General features: G+C 49.9%; 11 protein-coding genes. 2 read left to right on the plus strand and 9 right to left on the minus strand.

What is annotated here, in order from left to right:
• Nucleotides 1–101 precede the first annotated feature (101 nt).
• The 9 genes from F6S08_RS27085 to F6S08_RS27125 form a co-directional block, all read right to left on the minus strand.
• The gene (locus F6S08_RS27085) at nucleotides 102–371 is read right to left on the minus strand and encodes a hypothetical protein (RefSeq protein WP_072451312.1); all 270 of its coding nucleotides are present in this window, start codon (nucleotides 369–371) and stop codon (nucleotides 102–104) included.
• Nucleotides 368–1,348, minus strand: coding sequence for an integrase domain-containing protein (locus F6S08_RS27090; protein WP_315872568.1), 981 nt, complete (start codon nucleotides 1,346–1,348; stop codon nucleotides 368–370). The genes F6S08_RS27085 and F6S08_RS27090 overlap by 4 nt, the downstream gene beginning before the upstream one ends.
• The gene (locus F6S08_RS27095; RefSeq protein ID WP_315872569.1) at nucleotides 1,332–1,685 is read right to left on the minus strand and encodes a hypothetical protein; all 354 of its coding nucleotides are present in this window, start codon (nucleotides 1,683–1,685) and stop codon (nucleotides 1,332–1,334) included. Before F6S08_RS27095 ends, F6S08_RS27090 begins: the two co-directional genes overlap by 17 nt.
• On the minus strand, nucleotides 1,672–3,078 hold the full coding sequence (locus F6S08_RS27100) for a YfjI family protein (protein ID WP_315872570.1): 1,407 nt from the start codon (nucleotides 3,076–3,078) through the stop codon (nucleotides 1,672–1,674). The genes F6S08_RS27095 and F6S08_RS27100 overlap by 14 nt, the downstream gene beginning before the upstream one ends.
• A gap of 1,638 nt (nucleotides 3,079–4,716) precedes the next feature.
• The gene (locus F6S08_RS27105) at nucleotides 4,717–7,593 is read right to left on the minus strand and encodes a type I restriction endonuclease subunit R (RefSeq protein WP_315872571.1); all 2,877 of its coding nucleotides are present in this window, start codon (nucleotides 7,591–7,593) and stop codon (nucleotides 4,717–4,719) included.
• A complete protein-coding gene (locus F6S08_RS27110; protein WP_315872572.1) occupies nucleotides 7,590–8,291 on the minus strand; it encodes a hypothetical protein in 702 nt (233 codons plus the stop codon). Before F6S08_RS27110 ends, F6S08_RS27105 begins: the two co-directional genes overlap by 4 nt.
• Nucleotides 8,292–8,295: 4 nt before the next feature.
• Nucleotides 8,296–9,504, minus strand: coding sequence for a restriction endonuclease subunit S (locus F6S08_RS27115; protein ID WP_315872573.1), 1,209 nt, complete (start codon nucleotides 9,502–9,504; stop codon nucleotides 8,296–8,298).
• Entirely contained in the window at nucleotides 9,501–11,093 is a 1,593-nt protein-coding gene (locus F6S08_RS27120; RefSeq protein WP_315872574.1) for a type I restriction-modification system subunit M, read from the minus strand. The genes F6S08_RS27115 and F6S08_RS27120 overlap by 4 nt, the downstream gene beginning before the upstream one ends.
• Before the next feature lie 1,613 nt (nucleotides 11,094–12,706).
• The gene (locus F6S08_RS27125) at nucleotides 12,707–13,840 is read right to left on the minus strand and encodes an MFS transporter (RefSeq protein WP_315872575.1); all 1,134 of its coding nucleotides are present in this window, start codon (nucleotides 13,838–13,840) and stop codon (nucleotides 12,707–12,709) included.
• 811 nt (nucleotides 13,841–14,651) lie between these two features.
• Between F6S08_RS27125 and F6S08_RS27130 the strand changes: the two genes are divergently transcribed.
• Nucleotides 14,652–14,903, plus strand: a complete 252-nt coding sequence (locus F6S08_RS27130; protein ID WP_315872576.1) for a DUF6124 family protein — start codon at nucleotides 14,652–14,654, stop codon at nucleotides 14,901–14,903.
• A gap of 337 nt (nucleotides 14,904–15,240) precedes the next feature.
• The gene (locus F6S08_RS27135; protein ID WP_065947675.1) at nucleotides 15,241–16,173 is read left to right on the plus strand and encodes a chemotaxis protein CheV; all 933 of its coding nucleotides are present in this window, start codon (nucleotides 15,241–15,243) and stop codon (nucleotides 16,171–16,173) included.
• Nucleotides 16,174–16,205: the final 32 nt, after the last annotated feature.

The raw sequence follows: 16,205 nt of genomic DNA on the forward strand, positions 1-16,205 counted from the left end.
CAGTTGCCAGATCTCTGGTATGCCTGCGCTTTTTCAGCCAAGCCCCTGAGTATGGGAAGGCTCCGCATTCCCATACTCAGGGGCTCACGCTTAAAGATCTATCAGGCAACCACGACTTTTGCCTTTCTACGACGGATCAACCCTGCTGTTAACTCGTAGTAGTAGATGGTAGCTGGAGCTGAGCGCCGCAAATAGTGCTCCAGAAACCATCTCACGTGCTTTTCTCTCCAGGACCAGGGCGTCGCGCAACCCCAGCGTTCACGAATCACCTCGTGCATCCTTTCTGCTTGCCTGATGTGCCGCTGCCGCGTGGCATGCGCACCTTTGAGCACAGGGCTCAGAAACAACGCTATGTCGAACTCGGACGTCATCGCCGACCTCCGATGTAGGCACTCACCACATCGATGCGGTTATGTCCCAGCTCGTGGCTGATCTGCTGTCGTGCATGCTGATCAAGCTCTCGATCGTCTCGATGAACACGACCGCCATTGATGGGTGTATTCAAGCCAGTCAGTTGCTCATAGCGCTCACAGGCGTAAGCCGCCCGCAGCTCATGAAAGCCTTTCAATCCATACTCATGCAAGATGTCCCGTGCCGGTCGCACAACTGCCTGCATAAAGACTTTGTAGCTTTCGTCGGGCGCCAACAAATTCCGGCTGCCATTGGGTGAGGTCGCGCTGGCCCAATCCAGGGCATCGCGAACTTGATCCGTTACTGTAATCCAGCGCGGTGCAGAGGCCCCTGATCGACCACCTTTGGTGCCATCCTGGATGTTGATCTTGCCCAGTTGCCGAACCTCACGTTGCAGTCGGGGTAGATCGGCCAGGATCGCTTCGCGCAGGCGCATACCAGTCTCACGGGCGAGGAGCACAATGGCACTCACCCTCGATTGCTGACTATCTGACAGCGCCCGCGCGATCAACTCGACCTGCGCACGGTCTTGGCCTTGCGGAGCCTCACTACGCAGGCTTGAGCGCTGCAAGCCAAGCGCCTTACTCGGACTCGGGATTTTGACGTACTGATCACCGCGCAGCGCGGCCATCGTTCGGTTCACGCTGGAGAGTCGGTTTTGCGCGGTGGCAACGCCGAGGTTGCCCTGATCAACCTGCTGCCGCACGTGGACGGCGTACCGCATGAGGATCTTGCGGTCTATCTGGCGCGCGTCGTTGACCCTCGGTCCTTCATCGGATCGACACCAATGCACGAACGCCTGCCAGCGATCACTATGGGCTTTGACGGTAGCAAAATGGCCGTCGCCAAACAGGTCTTTCAGTGCTTGCGGTCCAGCATAGCTAAGCTGGCGACCGAAGCCGAAATTGCGCCCCGCCCGCTTACCGAGCCGAGCCATTTTTCTGTTCCTGATCGACTGTCGCGAGATCATGCAAAAGGGCTCGCCAGTGTGCGCTCACGATGGCGAGTTGAGCCCAATCAGTCGGGCGAAAACACAGCGCGTTGTCAGTGACGTAGAGATGCGCGCCCTCCTCTTTCAACCACTGAATAATGGCTGTCATCGAGGTGATAGTTTTACTGGTGGTGGCGACACCGGCGACAGCGGCGACACCCCTTGTCCTGCCTGGCTTTGAGCGTGGCGACAAAGTGGCGACAGACGCGGCGACAAATCGCGCTTTTGGCTCCTTTTTGCGCAGAGCCAGATGGTTACGTAGCGCCTCATCAAGATTGAACATGGCGCACCTCGAAGGTGTGGCCTTCGGTGATCAGCCAATGATGATCAATCAACTCGACCAACAGCTTGGCGGCATGACGACTGCTCTTACGGGCAAACCGGGGACCGTTGCGGTTCAGGTCTCGAATACTGAAGCGCTTCCAATCTTTGACCTGGAGCCAGCGCAGCAGTCGGTCCGCCTCCTCCTTAATTCGACACACTGGTTCCTGCTCAGTCAGTCGTTGGATCTCGGTGAGGTAGTAGCCAACTAAGGCCGAGGCCCGTTGGATATGGTCGACCTCCACGACGTTGCTCTCCTCCACAACTGCCAGAATTCCGGCGACGCGCAGCAGGTTATCGGCGGCCTTCGATCCGCTGGGCCGCACGCTGGCCAGCTCACCAAACTCGCCCAGCTGAGCTTCGATAGCATCATGCAAATCAATCCAGCGACGGCGGGCTAACGGGCTGAGGGTCAGCGGTGATAGCTGCAGAGCACCGTCAGATGTAAGTGACCACGGCTGATGAAACAGCGCCGAAAGGCGGTGGTGATAGCGCTTGAGGGCGGCGTCTTTGGACAAGTCGACAGCCTGGTAGCTACGTTGCCCGGCTAGACTGGTGGGCCAGGTCATCAAGCAGCGCCCTAGAATGCCTTGCCCCTGCAGCAACGGGTCACTGAGTAACTGCATGGCCAAGTACGGTTGCAGCATTAGGTGCAGGCTCAAGCGTCTGTCGTAGGCTCGCAAGCTTTCACCAACCATGGAGCGCGCGCGATCTATCGGACTGCCATCCCAGAGTGACGACAAGGTCGTGACCGCTTTCAAACGATTATCCCGACTCATGGTGCTGCTACCGAGGAATTGTCCGCCTTCGTCACAGAACAACCCCATGCTGGGCAGGTCGTGACAGAGCCCTTTGATCAAGGCCTCGATCGTCGGGTCCGTGGTGATCAGCCTCGGGGCTGAAGGCTCCGCGTCGAGCGGTACGCTGTTTGTGGGAGCGGGATCGGCAGGGTTGATACGCTGCGCTTGTCGCTGTGCGGCACGGTACCGGGAGAGCTGTTCACGATAGCGCTTCCACTGTTCACGCTCCCATAGCCGTGCTGGCAGCAAGGCACATCGATCTGTCGCCGTCTTGCGATCCCCTGACGCGGCGACGGTGATCAGGTACAACGACAGGGGATAATGTCTCCCGTCGAGCTGTAAGCCCGCATGACCTTGGGTGGCCAGCGCCGAGGTGGCCAAGACCGATTGCGCGGCCAGCGCTTGGGGCACGCCGATGACCTCGGCCATACGCTCAACCGCAGGCCCAAGAATCCCACCCAGCGCCTGCACCGGATAAGGCTGGGCAACGGGATTCGACTCAACCAGCGGTCGAGGCGGTCGTGGTAGTTCAAGCTTCGGATCTAACTGCTGCATGGGCCCTCTCCTCGTTCATTGCTGGTTGTCCTCACGTAACTCCGCCACGGCTGTTGAGTGTTATCAGGGATCAAGGCCCCTGCGGCCTGTGAGGTGTTCACTGACGCGGAACGAACGGCTCCTTACGACCGGGAGCAAGGGCATGACCCCATGAATCTGGCCTCCTTAGACGCATCAGAAAATGCGGGCGGGTGGAGGCTGTGCCGACTGACGAGTTCGGCAGCTAGAGATCCTGGGGGGGAGAAGGCAAAGACCTTGACACCTGGGGCATGCCTGACTGTCAGTCAGGTGCAGCACTTCCATGGGCTGCGGCACCGGTGCCTGTGTCGTTGCGGATGGCGACGAATCGGATTTGTCAGGCCGATTGTCACGAGGAGAGTTGCGGCAGTGCCCTGTACGACGTGGCTTGCAGCAGTGGTACGAGCGCCCGTCTCTTTCCAGGAGAAAGAGACGGGCGAGGTCTGGCGCAACAATGTGTGCCGAAAGGTGAGGTTGCCGCAGCGCAGCGAGGTAGGTCCGTCGTCTGCCCCAGTGGACAGATTGGTAGAGTAGGCATCCATCACTCTTGGGGAGTGACCATGCGAGCCGCCGGATGCTAATCGCACTTGGGGAAGAACCACCACGCAAGTGGCGTAGCCTTAAAAGTTCTGGCTACCTGGGCAGGTGCTGTCAACAACAGCGATCCGTGCGCCAATTTTTATACCCCCTCGAAAAGGCGGTCAAGCGTCACGGCCAAAGCGCTCAGAAAGTGGCGACTGTCGCCACCTCTGTCGCCACGCTCCAGGCCCAGTGCTGCATGGGTTGTCGCCGGCGTCGCCGCTGTCGCCACACCTACATCCACGCCAAACGAAAAGATTCGCACACACACTGAAATGGCGCTGCGCTCGATAGAGATTGCAGGGAATTACTGACGGGTGAAAGCAAGCGTGGCGTTAATCAAATTTGAAAATGGGAGGGTGGAACGCGGAGGCTTCGGGAAAAAAAGCGAGTGAACCCTCCGATCAGCGCGATCAAAGATCGCTTGATCGAAGGGTTTGGCGGGAAAAGCAAATCTTAAACGTCAATTACAGACTCAGGCATCAAAGCGGGTTGATTGGGAGGCTAAGTCAGAACTGCATCCGCCCCAAAGAAAAAGCCGCTCTATCAATGATGATCATTAACATCTTTACCATGCACTGCGCTGAGGCATAGTGATGGCGTCGCTTAGCTGGGCGCATTAATCAGATGGAAATCGGCGGGGTTTGTGGAGCGCTTACTCTATTTCCGCCACACAAACGAAATGTGTCGTCTCATGCACTGTACGTGACTGCATCAGCTGGAATATCTCATGCGCACTAACCACCTGCTTGCATACGCTGGCGTCGCACGTGCCACAGTCCAGGCTGGCTGCGCTAGTCATTTTGGTACAGATTAAAAATTGGCCCAAACCTTTACTGAATCAGCTTTCGGTCAGCAACGCTATGTCGACGACCTCTAGTCGATTAATTAACGTACCAAAACATGACCAATTGGCGTTAATGGTGTCCAACCATTTCTGCCGAAGAAAAGATCAGCAGCGAACAACTACAGTGGGACCACCATGCAACTTAATCCTCTCCTTCTTATGCCCCAGCAGGTAATAGCTAATATTTTTAGCAACTAATCCTCAAGAACTTCAAGGCTCCCGATGTTATCTTCATAACGCTCAATGATTTCAACTAGTTGCTGCGAGACTCGTTCAACAATAGTTTTTCGATGTAAAATACTAGGTTTGACTGTCAAAGCAGAAATCACCTCATCACTCAACGGCCGCTTGCCGGTAAATTGATATCGCATCATCATCGCAGTTAGCCGCCCTTGGTCTAGATTCTCATCAGCACACAGCTTAAGAATTGCATCTTTTTTTGATTCCTCCCAAAACATCTGGAAAGAAAGCGAAAGATCTTGGTCAGTAATCAACGTGCCCGCGTGCCGCTCGATAAAAGCCTCAATTAAAGCTTTCTTGCTCCTCAGTTGCGCTTCCGCGCTTAACAAATGAGTTATCTGATCTTTACGTGATTGGAGCATGAGCGAATCACCTGACGCCTCTCCGACGAGCCCTCTGGCAATAAGCTGCAAAATATAAGCGACGTTTATCTCATCACGCTGAATTAACTCAAGCTCGAAGTCTACATCCTCAATAATAGAAACCTTATCGAAATCCTTAGGACGTTTTACTTGGTCATGAATATCCAAGTACTTACTTTTATAATCCTCAAACTCCTGAGCACTGATAGAAATACTATTAGGTTCGAAATCGACAAAACTAATCATAACATTTCGAATCCTAATCAACTTACGAAATGCTTGAACAAACGAAAATTTCTCGCCTTCCGATTTCAGATCATTCACCGCGTCTGGCGTAGGGGCAATCGACCTTAAATCCTTAAGAGATAAGTCAAACTCACTTACGTAATATTCGTAAGGTTCAAGAAGTATTGTCTCCACAGCATCTTTATTCGAAAACAGCTCGATTGCCTGATCAGTTTTCGACTTCAAATTACGAAAACAAACTATATTACCCTGGGACTTTACCTGCCCCACGACACGGTTGGTTCGAGAGAACGCCTGGATCAAGCCATGATTTTTGAGATTTTTGTCTACATAAAGCGTATTCAACATCTTGGAGTCGAAGCCTGTTAAGAACATATTCACAACGATTAAAATATCTAAACCATCCGAAGTAATAAACCCTTTTTTATCACGAGCCTTCATCCGTTTCGCAAGAGATTTATAATACGTATAAAATCCACGCCCTTCAGTAATGCTTTCGTTAGTGCAGTACATCGTATTGTAGTCTGAGACAAACTCGCTCAGTTTTACCCGACTATATTGGGCGTCAGGACTATCTGTAGCAAATTCAAAACTTGGCTCATCCAATAGTCCATTAGCACTTGCATCTTCCTCATTGGCAGATGACGTGAATATCGTTGCAATTTTAAGATTGTGCTCGCCTTCGAAAGCTTTAGCTTTGAAGCATTCATAATAAAGAATCGCAGCATCTACCGAGCTTACGCAAAAAATAGCACCAAATTGTCGATCTCTGGTCTTACGCCCATGATTTTCAATAATCCAATTAACAGTACTTTCAATTCTATCAGGGTTATCAAAGAACTCCTTAGTATTGATACCCGAGACTTCCTCATCAATTAAGGAGCCATCTTTACGCTTTAATTTCCCCCAATACTCGATAGAAAACCTCAGCACATTTTCATCGCTAATTGCATCTGTGATCACATAACGATGCAAACATTCTAGGAATAGATCTTTAGTCGTACGCTTACCGATAGCATTATCTGCAAAAATCGGCGTACCTGTAAAACCAAACATTTGAGATCTAGGAAAATATTTTACAATATTCTTGTGCGTTTCACCGAACTGTGAACGATGACACTCATCAAAAATAAATACAATTCTTTCAGATTTAGAGCTTTTCAAAAGCTCATCATACTGATCGCGAGTTATTGCATTATTAAGCTTCTGAATAGTGGTAACAATCATACGATTATCACCTGACAACTGCTCTACTAAAGCTTTTGTGTTATCTGTACCGTCTACAGATCCTTCAGAAAAATAATTGAACTCTTTTGTTGTTTGATAATCTAGGTCAGCTCGGTCAACTACGAAAATCACCTTGTAAACTTTCGGAATATCGAGCAGCAGCTGAGCCGCTTTAAAGCTTGTCAATGTTTTACCAGAGCCTGTCGTATGCCAAATGTATCCGTTTTTAGCACCCACTTTAACTCGTTCAAGAATAGCTTCAACCGCAAAATACTGATAAGGACGCAAAACCATTAGCACCCGATCACTTTGATGCAACACAATGTATTTGGCGATCATTTTTGATACATGACATTTCTCGAGAAACCCATCGGCGAACTCATCCAACTGAGTTATTAGACGGTTATCTTCGTGCGCCCAATAGTAAGCCTGCTTATAGTCTTGATCCCGATTATTTGCGTAATATTTAGTATTTACTCCATTTGAAATTACAAATATTTGTACATAGTTAAAGAGTGCACTGTTCGCACCGTAGGATTGGTGCTGATAACGATTGACTTGATTAAAAGCTTCTTTTAGCTCCATGCCTCTGCGCTTGAGCTCGATCTGAACTAACGGGAGTCCATTAATCAGCAGCGTTACATCATATCTATTACGAGAGTGACCAGCCTGACTTACCTGTGTCGCAACTTGATATCGGTTACGACACCACTCCTGAGAATTGAAAAATTGTAGGTAAGATATGCTTTCATCATCTCGAATCAATGCATAGCGATCACGAAGAATAGTCGCTTTTTCAAAAACGTTACCTTTCGACAGGTGATTTACAACCCGTAAAAATTCATGATCCGAAAGCTGAAGCCCATTATGTAACTCTAGCTGTAACTTAAGATTGTTATGAAGAGTATTCGAGTCGGATAAAGAAATTGGCTGCCACCCCAACCCTTCAAGGCGATCGACTAGACTTAACTCAAGCTGAGCTTCAGACTGAATCATAATTCCTCGCTTTCCAAGCTTTCATCGAAGGTAGTAAGCCTGATCAGGTAATCTTCGTAGTATAAAGAATACAGTGCAAAACTATAATTCAACTTACCATCATATGGATACTGGTCATCTAGCCAACTATTAAATTCCTGATTAGCCTCGTAATCGACTTCTGCCAGCTCCAGCATTTCGGACTTCTCGAGATCCACTGCAACCGCAAGTTCGGCAATCGCCTCTCTCATATTACTCTTGGTCGAAAAAAAACCATCAAGCATATAAGTCAATAAGCCACTAGAAATTTGAAAAATCACTGCTGCGAGTTTATTATTACTTTGAACAGGTTTAGGCACTGACCTACCATGACAAACATCGCCCCGCTCATTTCTTAAGACTCCAAGAAACTCAGCAACTGAGGCTACACGCCTAGCAAACTCATCTTCAATTACGTTGTTATCCTGCTTAAGTAACTGACAAGCCCATTTAGCGAGTGGAGATACGTCCATACTGTTAAGTTTTTTCTTATCTACCTCTGGATTTGCATCGAGAATAATCGTTTTGGATACACCTTCGATTAAAGCTTTACAAATCTCGATACAAATATCTGGCTGAGATTCAAGATTCCGCTCCGCTTTTTTCATTAGCTTGATGTAGTAACGAAATTCTGGATGTTCATCAGCATTATCGACGATGATCTGAATCGCAGGTTCCATCATATTAGACAAATAGCTGCTGTAGCAGCCCCTTTTTGAATAAATTGATTTTCTTAAGTTGAGACTCTACAGCAGCTATTTTGTCATCAAACAAATTAAGTACATCCGCTATCCGACGCTGTTCGGCGACACATGGATAGGTAAAGGCAATTGACGATAAGGCAGGAAACTTTAAATTCCAAGTATCTGAAGTCAATCCTTGCGAATAGCTCTGAAATAACTTTATAGCTCTATCCAGCTTAAAATAGTGCCCCCAAAAATCGGCAACTTGCCCCTCGAGTGGAGTGATGACAGTATACGCAGGGCTTACAATACCTATTTCGTTCGCCACACCGCTCGCGCCCTGCCACATGCGCATCGAATTATAGGCAATATCGCCAGGGTATACCGTTTTATAATTTGATCGGTCTGCACTTGCTGACGTTGATCGCTGTAAATCCTCAGCCCTTACAATCCCCCGCTGCATAGTAATCGAGAGTAATGCTTCGTTTGCGTTTCCCCGCTCGCTTCGCTCACTAAACACCTCCTTCAATGGTGATTCAACCCAATCAGGAAAAGCCATTCCGTTTTCATCACAAAAACGTACTTGACGGGTAAACAACTGCTGCATCAAGCCAACTTTATACTGTACAAGCAGTTCTTTTTCACGCACTGTACTGCGGCGTCGAGCATCCACGACGTCAAGAAAACTTGCGATCTTTTCCTGTTCAACTATCAGTGGCGTCACATCAACGGGTACAGAAGCGAGTGTTTTCTGCCCTACGTTGAATCTCGTACTCCCACCACTTCGATCGGATATATCTTTCCTTGCTTTTGATGTTTTTAGGAGCGCATTAAAATATATTGAGTTAAGCTCAGTTATCGGCCTGCCTCTTATCACAAAACCGCCAAAAGTTGCTTTTCTCTCCGCATCGAGATACACATTACTTTGCCCTGCCTCCTCTCGGATCTCGGAACTTCGCTGAAACAGTATATCTCCAAATACAACTTCGTTTTTCTCAAACTCTTTATCAGTTATAGAAACACTACCTAATATAGTATCCCAGTAGATTGGATGATCAGCGATAACATCAAGTACATTGATAAACTTATGTCCGAAGCCGTACATGCTTTTGTCTGCATTTACGCCATTCTTAAAGCTGAAAAAATCACCAAGGAGCTTTTCCTCCCATTCGTGACTGAATTCTGGAAACCTTAATTTTGGCATGCTCATACTGGGCTCTCCAATCCGAGCTCCAAGCAAAATCCAACTATAGCCTCATCAATAACAAGCATATCTTTTTTGATAAGCTTCAACTGACTCGATACAACCTCTAAGTCGATTAGTTGTTCATGCTCAAAGGAATCGACATATCGAGGAATATTAAGATTATAATCATTATAAGCAATAACCTCTCTCGAGACCTTACGACTGAATCGATCTTGGTCGCCTCGATCACGATACGTCGAAACGATGCGATCAATATCCTCAGACCGTAGAAAATTCTGATTTTTAGCCTTTTCAAAACATGCAGATGCGTCAATGAAAAGTACGTCTTCAGCCTCTCGACACTTCTTAAATACCAAAATACAGGTAGGAATTGATGTCCCATAAAAAATATTTGAAGGAAGGCCAATGACTGCATCAAGCCAATTACAATCTTTAATTAAATACTCACGAATCGCGCTCTCTGCACCTCCACGAAACAAAACACCATGTGGCAGAATTACGGCCATTGTTCCATTTTCGTCTAAATGATGGAGCATATGCTGGACGAAAGCAAAATCAGCTTTAGAAGCTGGTGCTAGCCGTCCATATCTCGCAAACCTATCATCAGACTCGAATAGCTTGCTCGCAGACCATTGAGCGGAAAATGGGGGATTAGCTACAACAGCCTCAAACACCATGCCCTCGTGCTGCGGGGCAATTAAAGTATCTTCTTGCTTTAAGTTAAAGTTACGATAATGCACTCCATGTAGAATCATATTCATACGAGCCAAGTTGTACGTAGTGCGATTCATCTCTTGTCCAAAGAAATCCCCTACCTCGTCAACCTCTCGTGCAACTCGAAGCAAAAGTGATCCCGAACCGCAAGTTGGGTCATAAACCGATTTGAGGCGCGTCTTCCCAGCAGTTACTATTCGGGCAATAACGGTTGAAACTTCTTGTGGTGTATAAAATTCGCCCGCCTTTTTCCCTGCCCCGCTCGCAAACTTCCCTATTAAGTACTCGTATGCGTCACCTAAAATATCAGAGCTTGCGTCCTCTAACCTAAAATCAATCTCGTCTAGGTGAGTTAAGACCTTTACAATAAGTGAATTTTTTGCCTCTTCAGATCTGCCCAACTTAGTAGAAGTTAAATCTAGATCCTCGAAGAGATGATCGAAATCCTCCTCTGACTCCGTCCCCATCGTTGATCTTTGAATATTATTCAAAATATTTGTCAGATCTGAAAGAATGAACTGACCAGGTTGAGAACCTCTTTTTGCAACCGCGCTAAAAAGTTCTGAGGGCTTCAAAAAATATCCTAATGCTTCAATTGACGCCTCTCTCACCGCTGAAAGATATAACTGACCGTCCACCGTACCTGCATCTATGGAGCCGAAATCAATACCATCCTCGCTCAAAATCTGATTGGCATAATTATACATCCGCTCAGAAAGATACTTATAAAAAATAAATCCTAAAATATAATCTCGAAACTCGTCGGCATTCATTTTCCCACGAAGTGTGTTTGCTATATCCCATAGCTTTTGCTCTAGCTGCTTCTTTTGCTCGTCGGTCACTTGTTTTTCATCTTCTATAAATTTATTTAAAATCACACCAAAACAATGCTGTGTATCTACACCTCAGACACCCAACTTATGTTCCACATAAATATTTTAACAGAGCATAACCATATATTTTGTATCTTAAAGTCAACGCTGGCGTAATGGGGCACCATATTCTGTGGCAACTTTTGGAAGATGTGTTTGTAATACAAGAGAAATCTCGACGCTGGACGATGTCGAGCCGACGCGAGCCGCTCTACACCGCTTAGCAAAAATCGAGGGTGACCAACCGCCTGAGAGTATCGAGTTTTGGTCAACCCAGCTTGAATACCCAAGAGCTCACGTCGCCCTAAAAAAACCTCATACTCGGGTCTGTCAATGCCTTTGGTCATGGTTTCAATCACAATACATGCGGGAAGAGTTATCTGGGATTCGTATATGGTGGCTCAGACTACCACAGCTGCAGTGAGCTTGCTTCCTAGGCGGTAATCCGACTGGTTGAGGTTAATAGGTATCGCCGAAATTCATTTTTGATCGATCACGGCCTACTCAGTGATGATTGCGGTTCTCTGTTTTACCTCTAGTGATTCCTTAGCAGGGAGGTCTACTGATCCGAACTGGCCCGCCGGTTTCAATTACGCAGCTAGGGGCCCTAGCCCTTGGCTAAAGAGAGTCCAGCAGCAATGGGTACTGTCGCACTCGCGGCGCGCCTATCTAGAAATTTCCGGCTGCACCGAATGCCGCCTTGAAGCCTTAAGAACTGGATGCCCAGTGGCTACCGACTCACAAGGGCCAAGAATGGCACTGCAAACCGAAAATTGAACGCGAGCCCTTCCGGTGTTCAAAGGCGATGAGATCAATTTCAGCTCGAAATACTCAGTCGATCCTGCGACTGGAGCAATAAGCAGATTCGGCGCTACTTGTCGCGTTGTCGCGTCGTTATGGGCTGGATTAAGGTTAAGCGCCAGCCGTGCGCCACGACGTGGCATTTCGCTATGGTTGATTGCAACCGTCTGACGACTCAGTTCAATGACAGCCTAGGCCTTGAGGAATTCTGAGAAAAACCGCGGACGAAAGAAATGCCAGCCATAAGGCAACTTTCTAAACGTAATCGGCTAAAGATGGTCGCTGGAAAATGGGCCCAAACGCAACGTCAGAAGCATCGCTACCCCGGAAAGCGTTGTCGACGTTTAATGGCCCTTGCTGGTCGCATCTCGAGTAGTTCGATGCCAATCCTAGTCGCGAAGCGTACAGATCACCGCTCATGCAATCGTTGATCAGATCGAATGCAAAAATAATTCGCACGGTATTCCAAGTGGTATTCCAACTAAAAACAAAAATCGATATTAACGCTATGAATCAATAACCTACCGAGCGAATTCAGATTACCCCGGCCTCATCTAAAGACGTCCACGGACGTCTTTTTTTGTGCCTGAAATCCAGTGAAATCAAGGGTTTCTGGGCCATTGAGGGCTTTCGAGGCTTTTAGTGTTCCAGGCGATTGGGTACTCCCAGTGATATTCCAGTCAGGGTCTTAATAGCCCGGATGATCCCTAAGCACACGCCGGTGGCCACTTGCAGGCTGGTGGCCGTTTTGATGAGGCAATCTGCCCGCCTAAGCCTTATCAACGCAGATATTAGCCAAAGAAATCCCCCCTCCTGCTTCACGAGAAGACTGGTTCTGTCCGAGCGCGAACGCCTGCGGCAACCATCAGGACGATGGCGGGCACAATAAGCACGCTGGCCGATAGCAATGCCCCCTTGAATCCGGCCACATTCAACGCACCTCCACCGATAATCACACCCAGCCCGATCGCGCTATTCAGTACAGCGGTATGGATTGCCGTGGCCGGTACCGTGTGATCACCGGCAATCCTCAAGACCCAGGTCTGCAGGCCAGTAAACAAAGCGGAAATGGCCACCCCCCAGATCACCAGCAAGATAACCACCGGCGCGATGCCCAGAAGAGGACCGTAAATGCCCAGGGTCACCAAGGCCAATGCCATCGCAATCAACGCTATCAGAATGAAAGCGCTCAAGTAGCGATCAATAAAAAGCGCACTAAGCAGATTGCCGAGGAAACCTGCGGCCCCGAAGGCGAACAGCAAGACAGCAATCAAGTACGCCGTAATCCCAGGTACCTGGCCAATAAACGGTTCGACGAAAGTGTAGGCACCAAAATGCGCAGCCGCTGTCAGGCCGGTAATGACGTAAGTGATCAATAGATCCTTACGCCGCAGCACCGCTGCGAACCCGACCCCCCTGGCAAGCGAATGAATCTGCATGCGGGGAAGCACCAGTGCTATCGCACCGGCGCTGGCAACACACATCAAGGCCAGGCACACAAAGGCCGTGCGCCAGCCATCGTATTGGCCCACCAGATTGATCAACGGAACGCCCATGACCGTGGCGATCGTTATGCCGCCCAACACGATCGAGGTGGCTAGCCCCATGCGATGCAGCGGCACAATATGCGCGGCAGTGGCAGCCACGATTGCCCAGAACACACCATGGGCCAATGCGCCGACGGCGCGGGCGCCGAGCAACGTCGAAAATTCGGGGGATAACGCCGCCAGGCCGTTGGATACGGCCAGTATCAGCATCAGCGCGATCAGCAGCGTCTTGCGCGGAATCCAGCGGTTCAGCCAGTTGGATAACAAGCCGCTGGCAGCGCCGATCCATGCGTACAACGTCACCGTCAGCCCGACGGTAGACGGGGGTTGACCCAGGTCGGATGATATCTGCGACAACAAACCAATGGGGGCGAACTCGGACGTCACCATCGTGAACGAGGCCATACACAGCACACTGACTGCACACCCTATCCGCAAGGCTGAGCTGACCATCGGTAATGTCCATCCCTGTTCACTGCTGAGTCATGGTGAAGCCACTCGCGTTGCCGGCGCTGCGCGGGTGGGTTCGACACCTTCTACGTTAGATATCCACGGACACATCATACTCGGCGAGCCGAAGGCCGAAACATCGTCCAGATACGTTGAAGGTTAACCGACTGGCGACAGCGTTCGCGAGCGTCGCCAAACCGCCTGCTTGCCTGTGCTTCTCAAGCCAAAGCCGGGTTTATCTCCAGTGAGGGACGCACTCCAATCAGGTTCGTCTTCCAATCATTATGCCGGGTCACAAAACCCCAGGGCATGTGAACTTCAATGCACGCCCGCCTTATCAGTTACGACGTGCGCTGCATGACAACCGGCGTTGCAGTAGAAAGACAGCACTCAAGTTAGGCGAACTCGGAAGTCGTCACTTTCAACTTGGGGCTGGCGGCACCGCAGGACGGGCCTTCGGAATTTTCCTGCAAGATGTCGCGCGCTTGATGAACTGGCGCGCTGTGACTGACGCGGATAGCCTCCCCCAGTCGCTGCAAAATCAGCGACCGGGTTTAGCAGCTCGGTTAATATCAAGGCCGGCAAAGCCACCCTCCGTTCCAACGATGCTTCTCGCGTCGGCTGGTTCGCGTTATGGCGGCTGTGCGTGGGGCACTTTCGGGTGCGCCGGGTTCCTTGATTCCTGGTCTGCTAACCCGCGCTCAGTCGCCACCCTTTTCGTTTAGCAGCGATGTCTGGCGACTCCATCAATCAAGGAGTTTCAGCCATGAAAAAAATCACCCCCAATCCCCCTTCAGCCACCCTCTTCACCCTCGCCCAGGACCTCTCCCCCGAAACCCTGCTGATCCAGGCCAGCGAAACCCTCGCCTCACTCAACGCCATGACCACCGACCTGGCCTTCGAACTCGAAGGCGCCAACCGTCACAAGCTACTGGGCGCCCAACAATTGATCGTGCTGGGTGAACTGTTGGTCGAGCGAGCGCTGGTACTCACCCAAGACGCGCAAACATTCCAGTAACCAAAAAGGCCGAGGCGCATTCCGCGTCTCGGCCTTTTGATGGCATCGAAGTATTTCTTGTCGAGCAGGTCGTTGACGTTCTGCGAGGCCGACCGTGTCGAGTGCTTCAAGCCCCCGCAAACGGGTTTCCAATCTTAATCATTATCAACACTCAAACCAGCAAGTTAGCCAACTAACTATTTTAAAACATCCGCCTGAATAGCTAATCATCCGCGCCGATATTGCTTTAACGATAAACCCGTCGATTATTTTTATTTCACATATATTTTACATTCCCCCACATATGCTAATGTCATTAAGACATCAACGCTGTTCCAACCAGAATCAAGGGGTGTGTATGGCAGGTGTAATGGCATCCGTTAACAGCCGTACACAACTGGTCGGCCAGAACAGGCTGGAATTACTGCTATTCCGCTTCAACGACCAACAGCTGTACGGAATCAACGTCTTTAAAGTTCGGGAAGTTATCCGCTGCCCCAAGTTATCTCTACTACCAAAGTCTAATAACAACATTTGTGGCGTTGCCAATATACGCGGCGCTTGCATTCCCATTCTAGACCTCGCGATGGCAACGGGGCTGCCCGGGATCACGGATAAAGAAAGCGCCTTTATTATACTTACGGAGTACAACAACCGCGTTCAGGGTTTTCTGGTGTATGCGGTTGAACACATCGTCAATTTGAACTGGGAAGACATTCATCCGCCCCCCAAGGGCAGCGGCGACAACAATTACCTGACGGCCGTTACCCGTGCCGATGATCGTCTGGTCGAAATCATCGATGTAGAAAAGGTGCTGACGGAAATCTCGCCCTCGTCCGAGGAAATATCCGTCGGCGTGGTGGATGAAGCCGTCACCCAACAGGCCAGGCATCTGCGTGTGCTGACCGTGGACGACTCGATGGTGGCGCGTAAACAGGTGACCCGCTGCCTGGAGACGGTAGGCGTCGAGGTGGTCGCCTTGAACGATGGGCGCCAGGCGCTGGATTACCTTCGGGCCATGCTCGACGAGGGGCGCAACCCGCACGAGGAGTTCCTGATGATGATTTCAGACATCGAAATGCCGGAAATGGACGGTTATACCCTGACCGCCGAAATCCGCGGCGACCCGCGCATGGCCAAGTTGCATATCGTGCTGCACACCTCCCTGTCGGGCGGTTTCAACCAGGCCATGGTCAAGAAAGTCGGGGCCGATGACTTCCTGGCGAAGTTTCGCCCGGATGACCTGGCAGGCCGCGTAGTCGCGCGTATCAAGGCCGCGAGCCCGATCTGAAAGGCAAGACAACACTGCTCAAGCCAGGGAGG

It is taken from the genome of Pseudomonas sp. JV449 (genome assembly GCF_032424295.1).
GTDB classification, from domain to species: domain Bacteria; phylum Pseudomonadota; class Gammaproteobacteria; order Pseudomonadales; family Pseudomonadaceae; genus Aquipseudomonas; species Aquipseudomonas marginalis.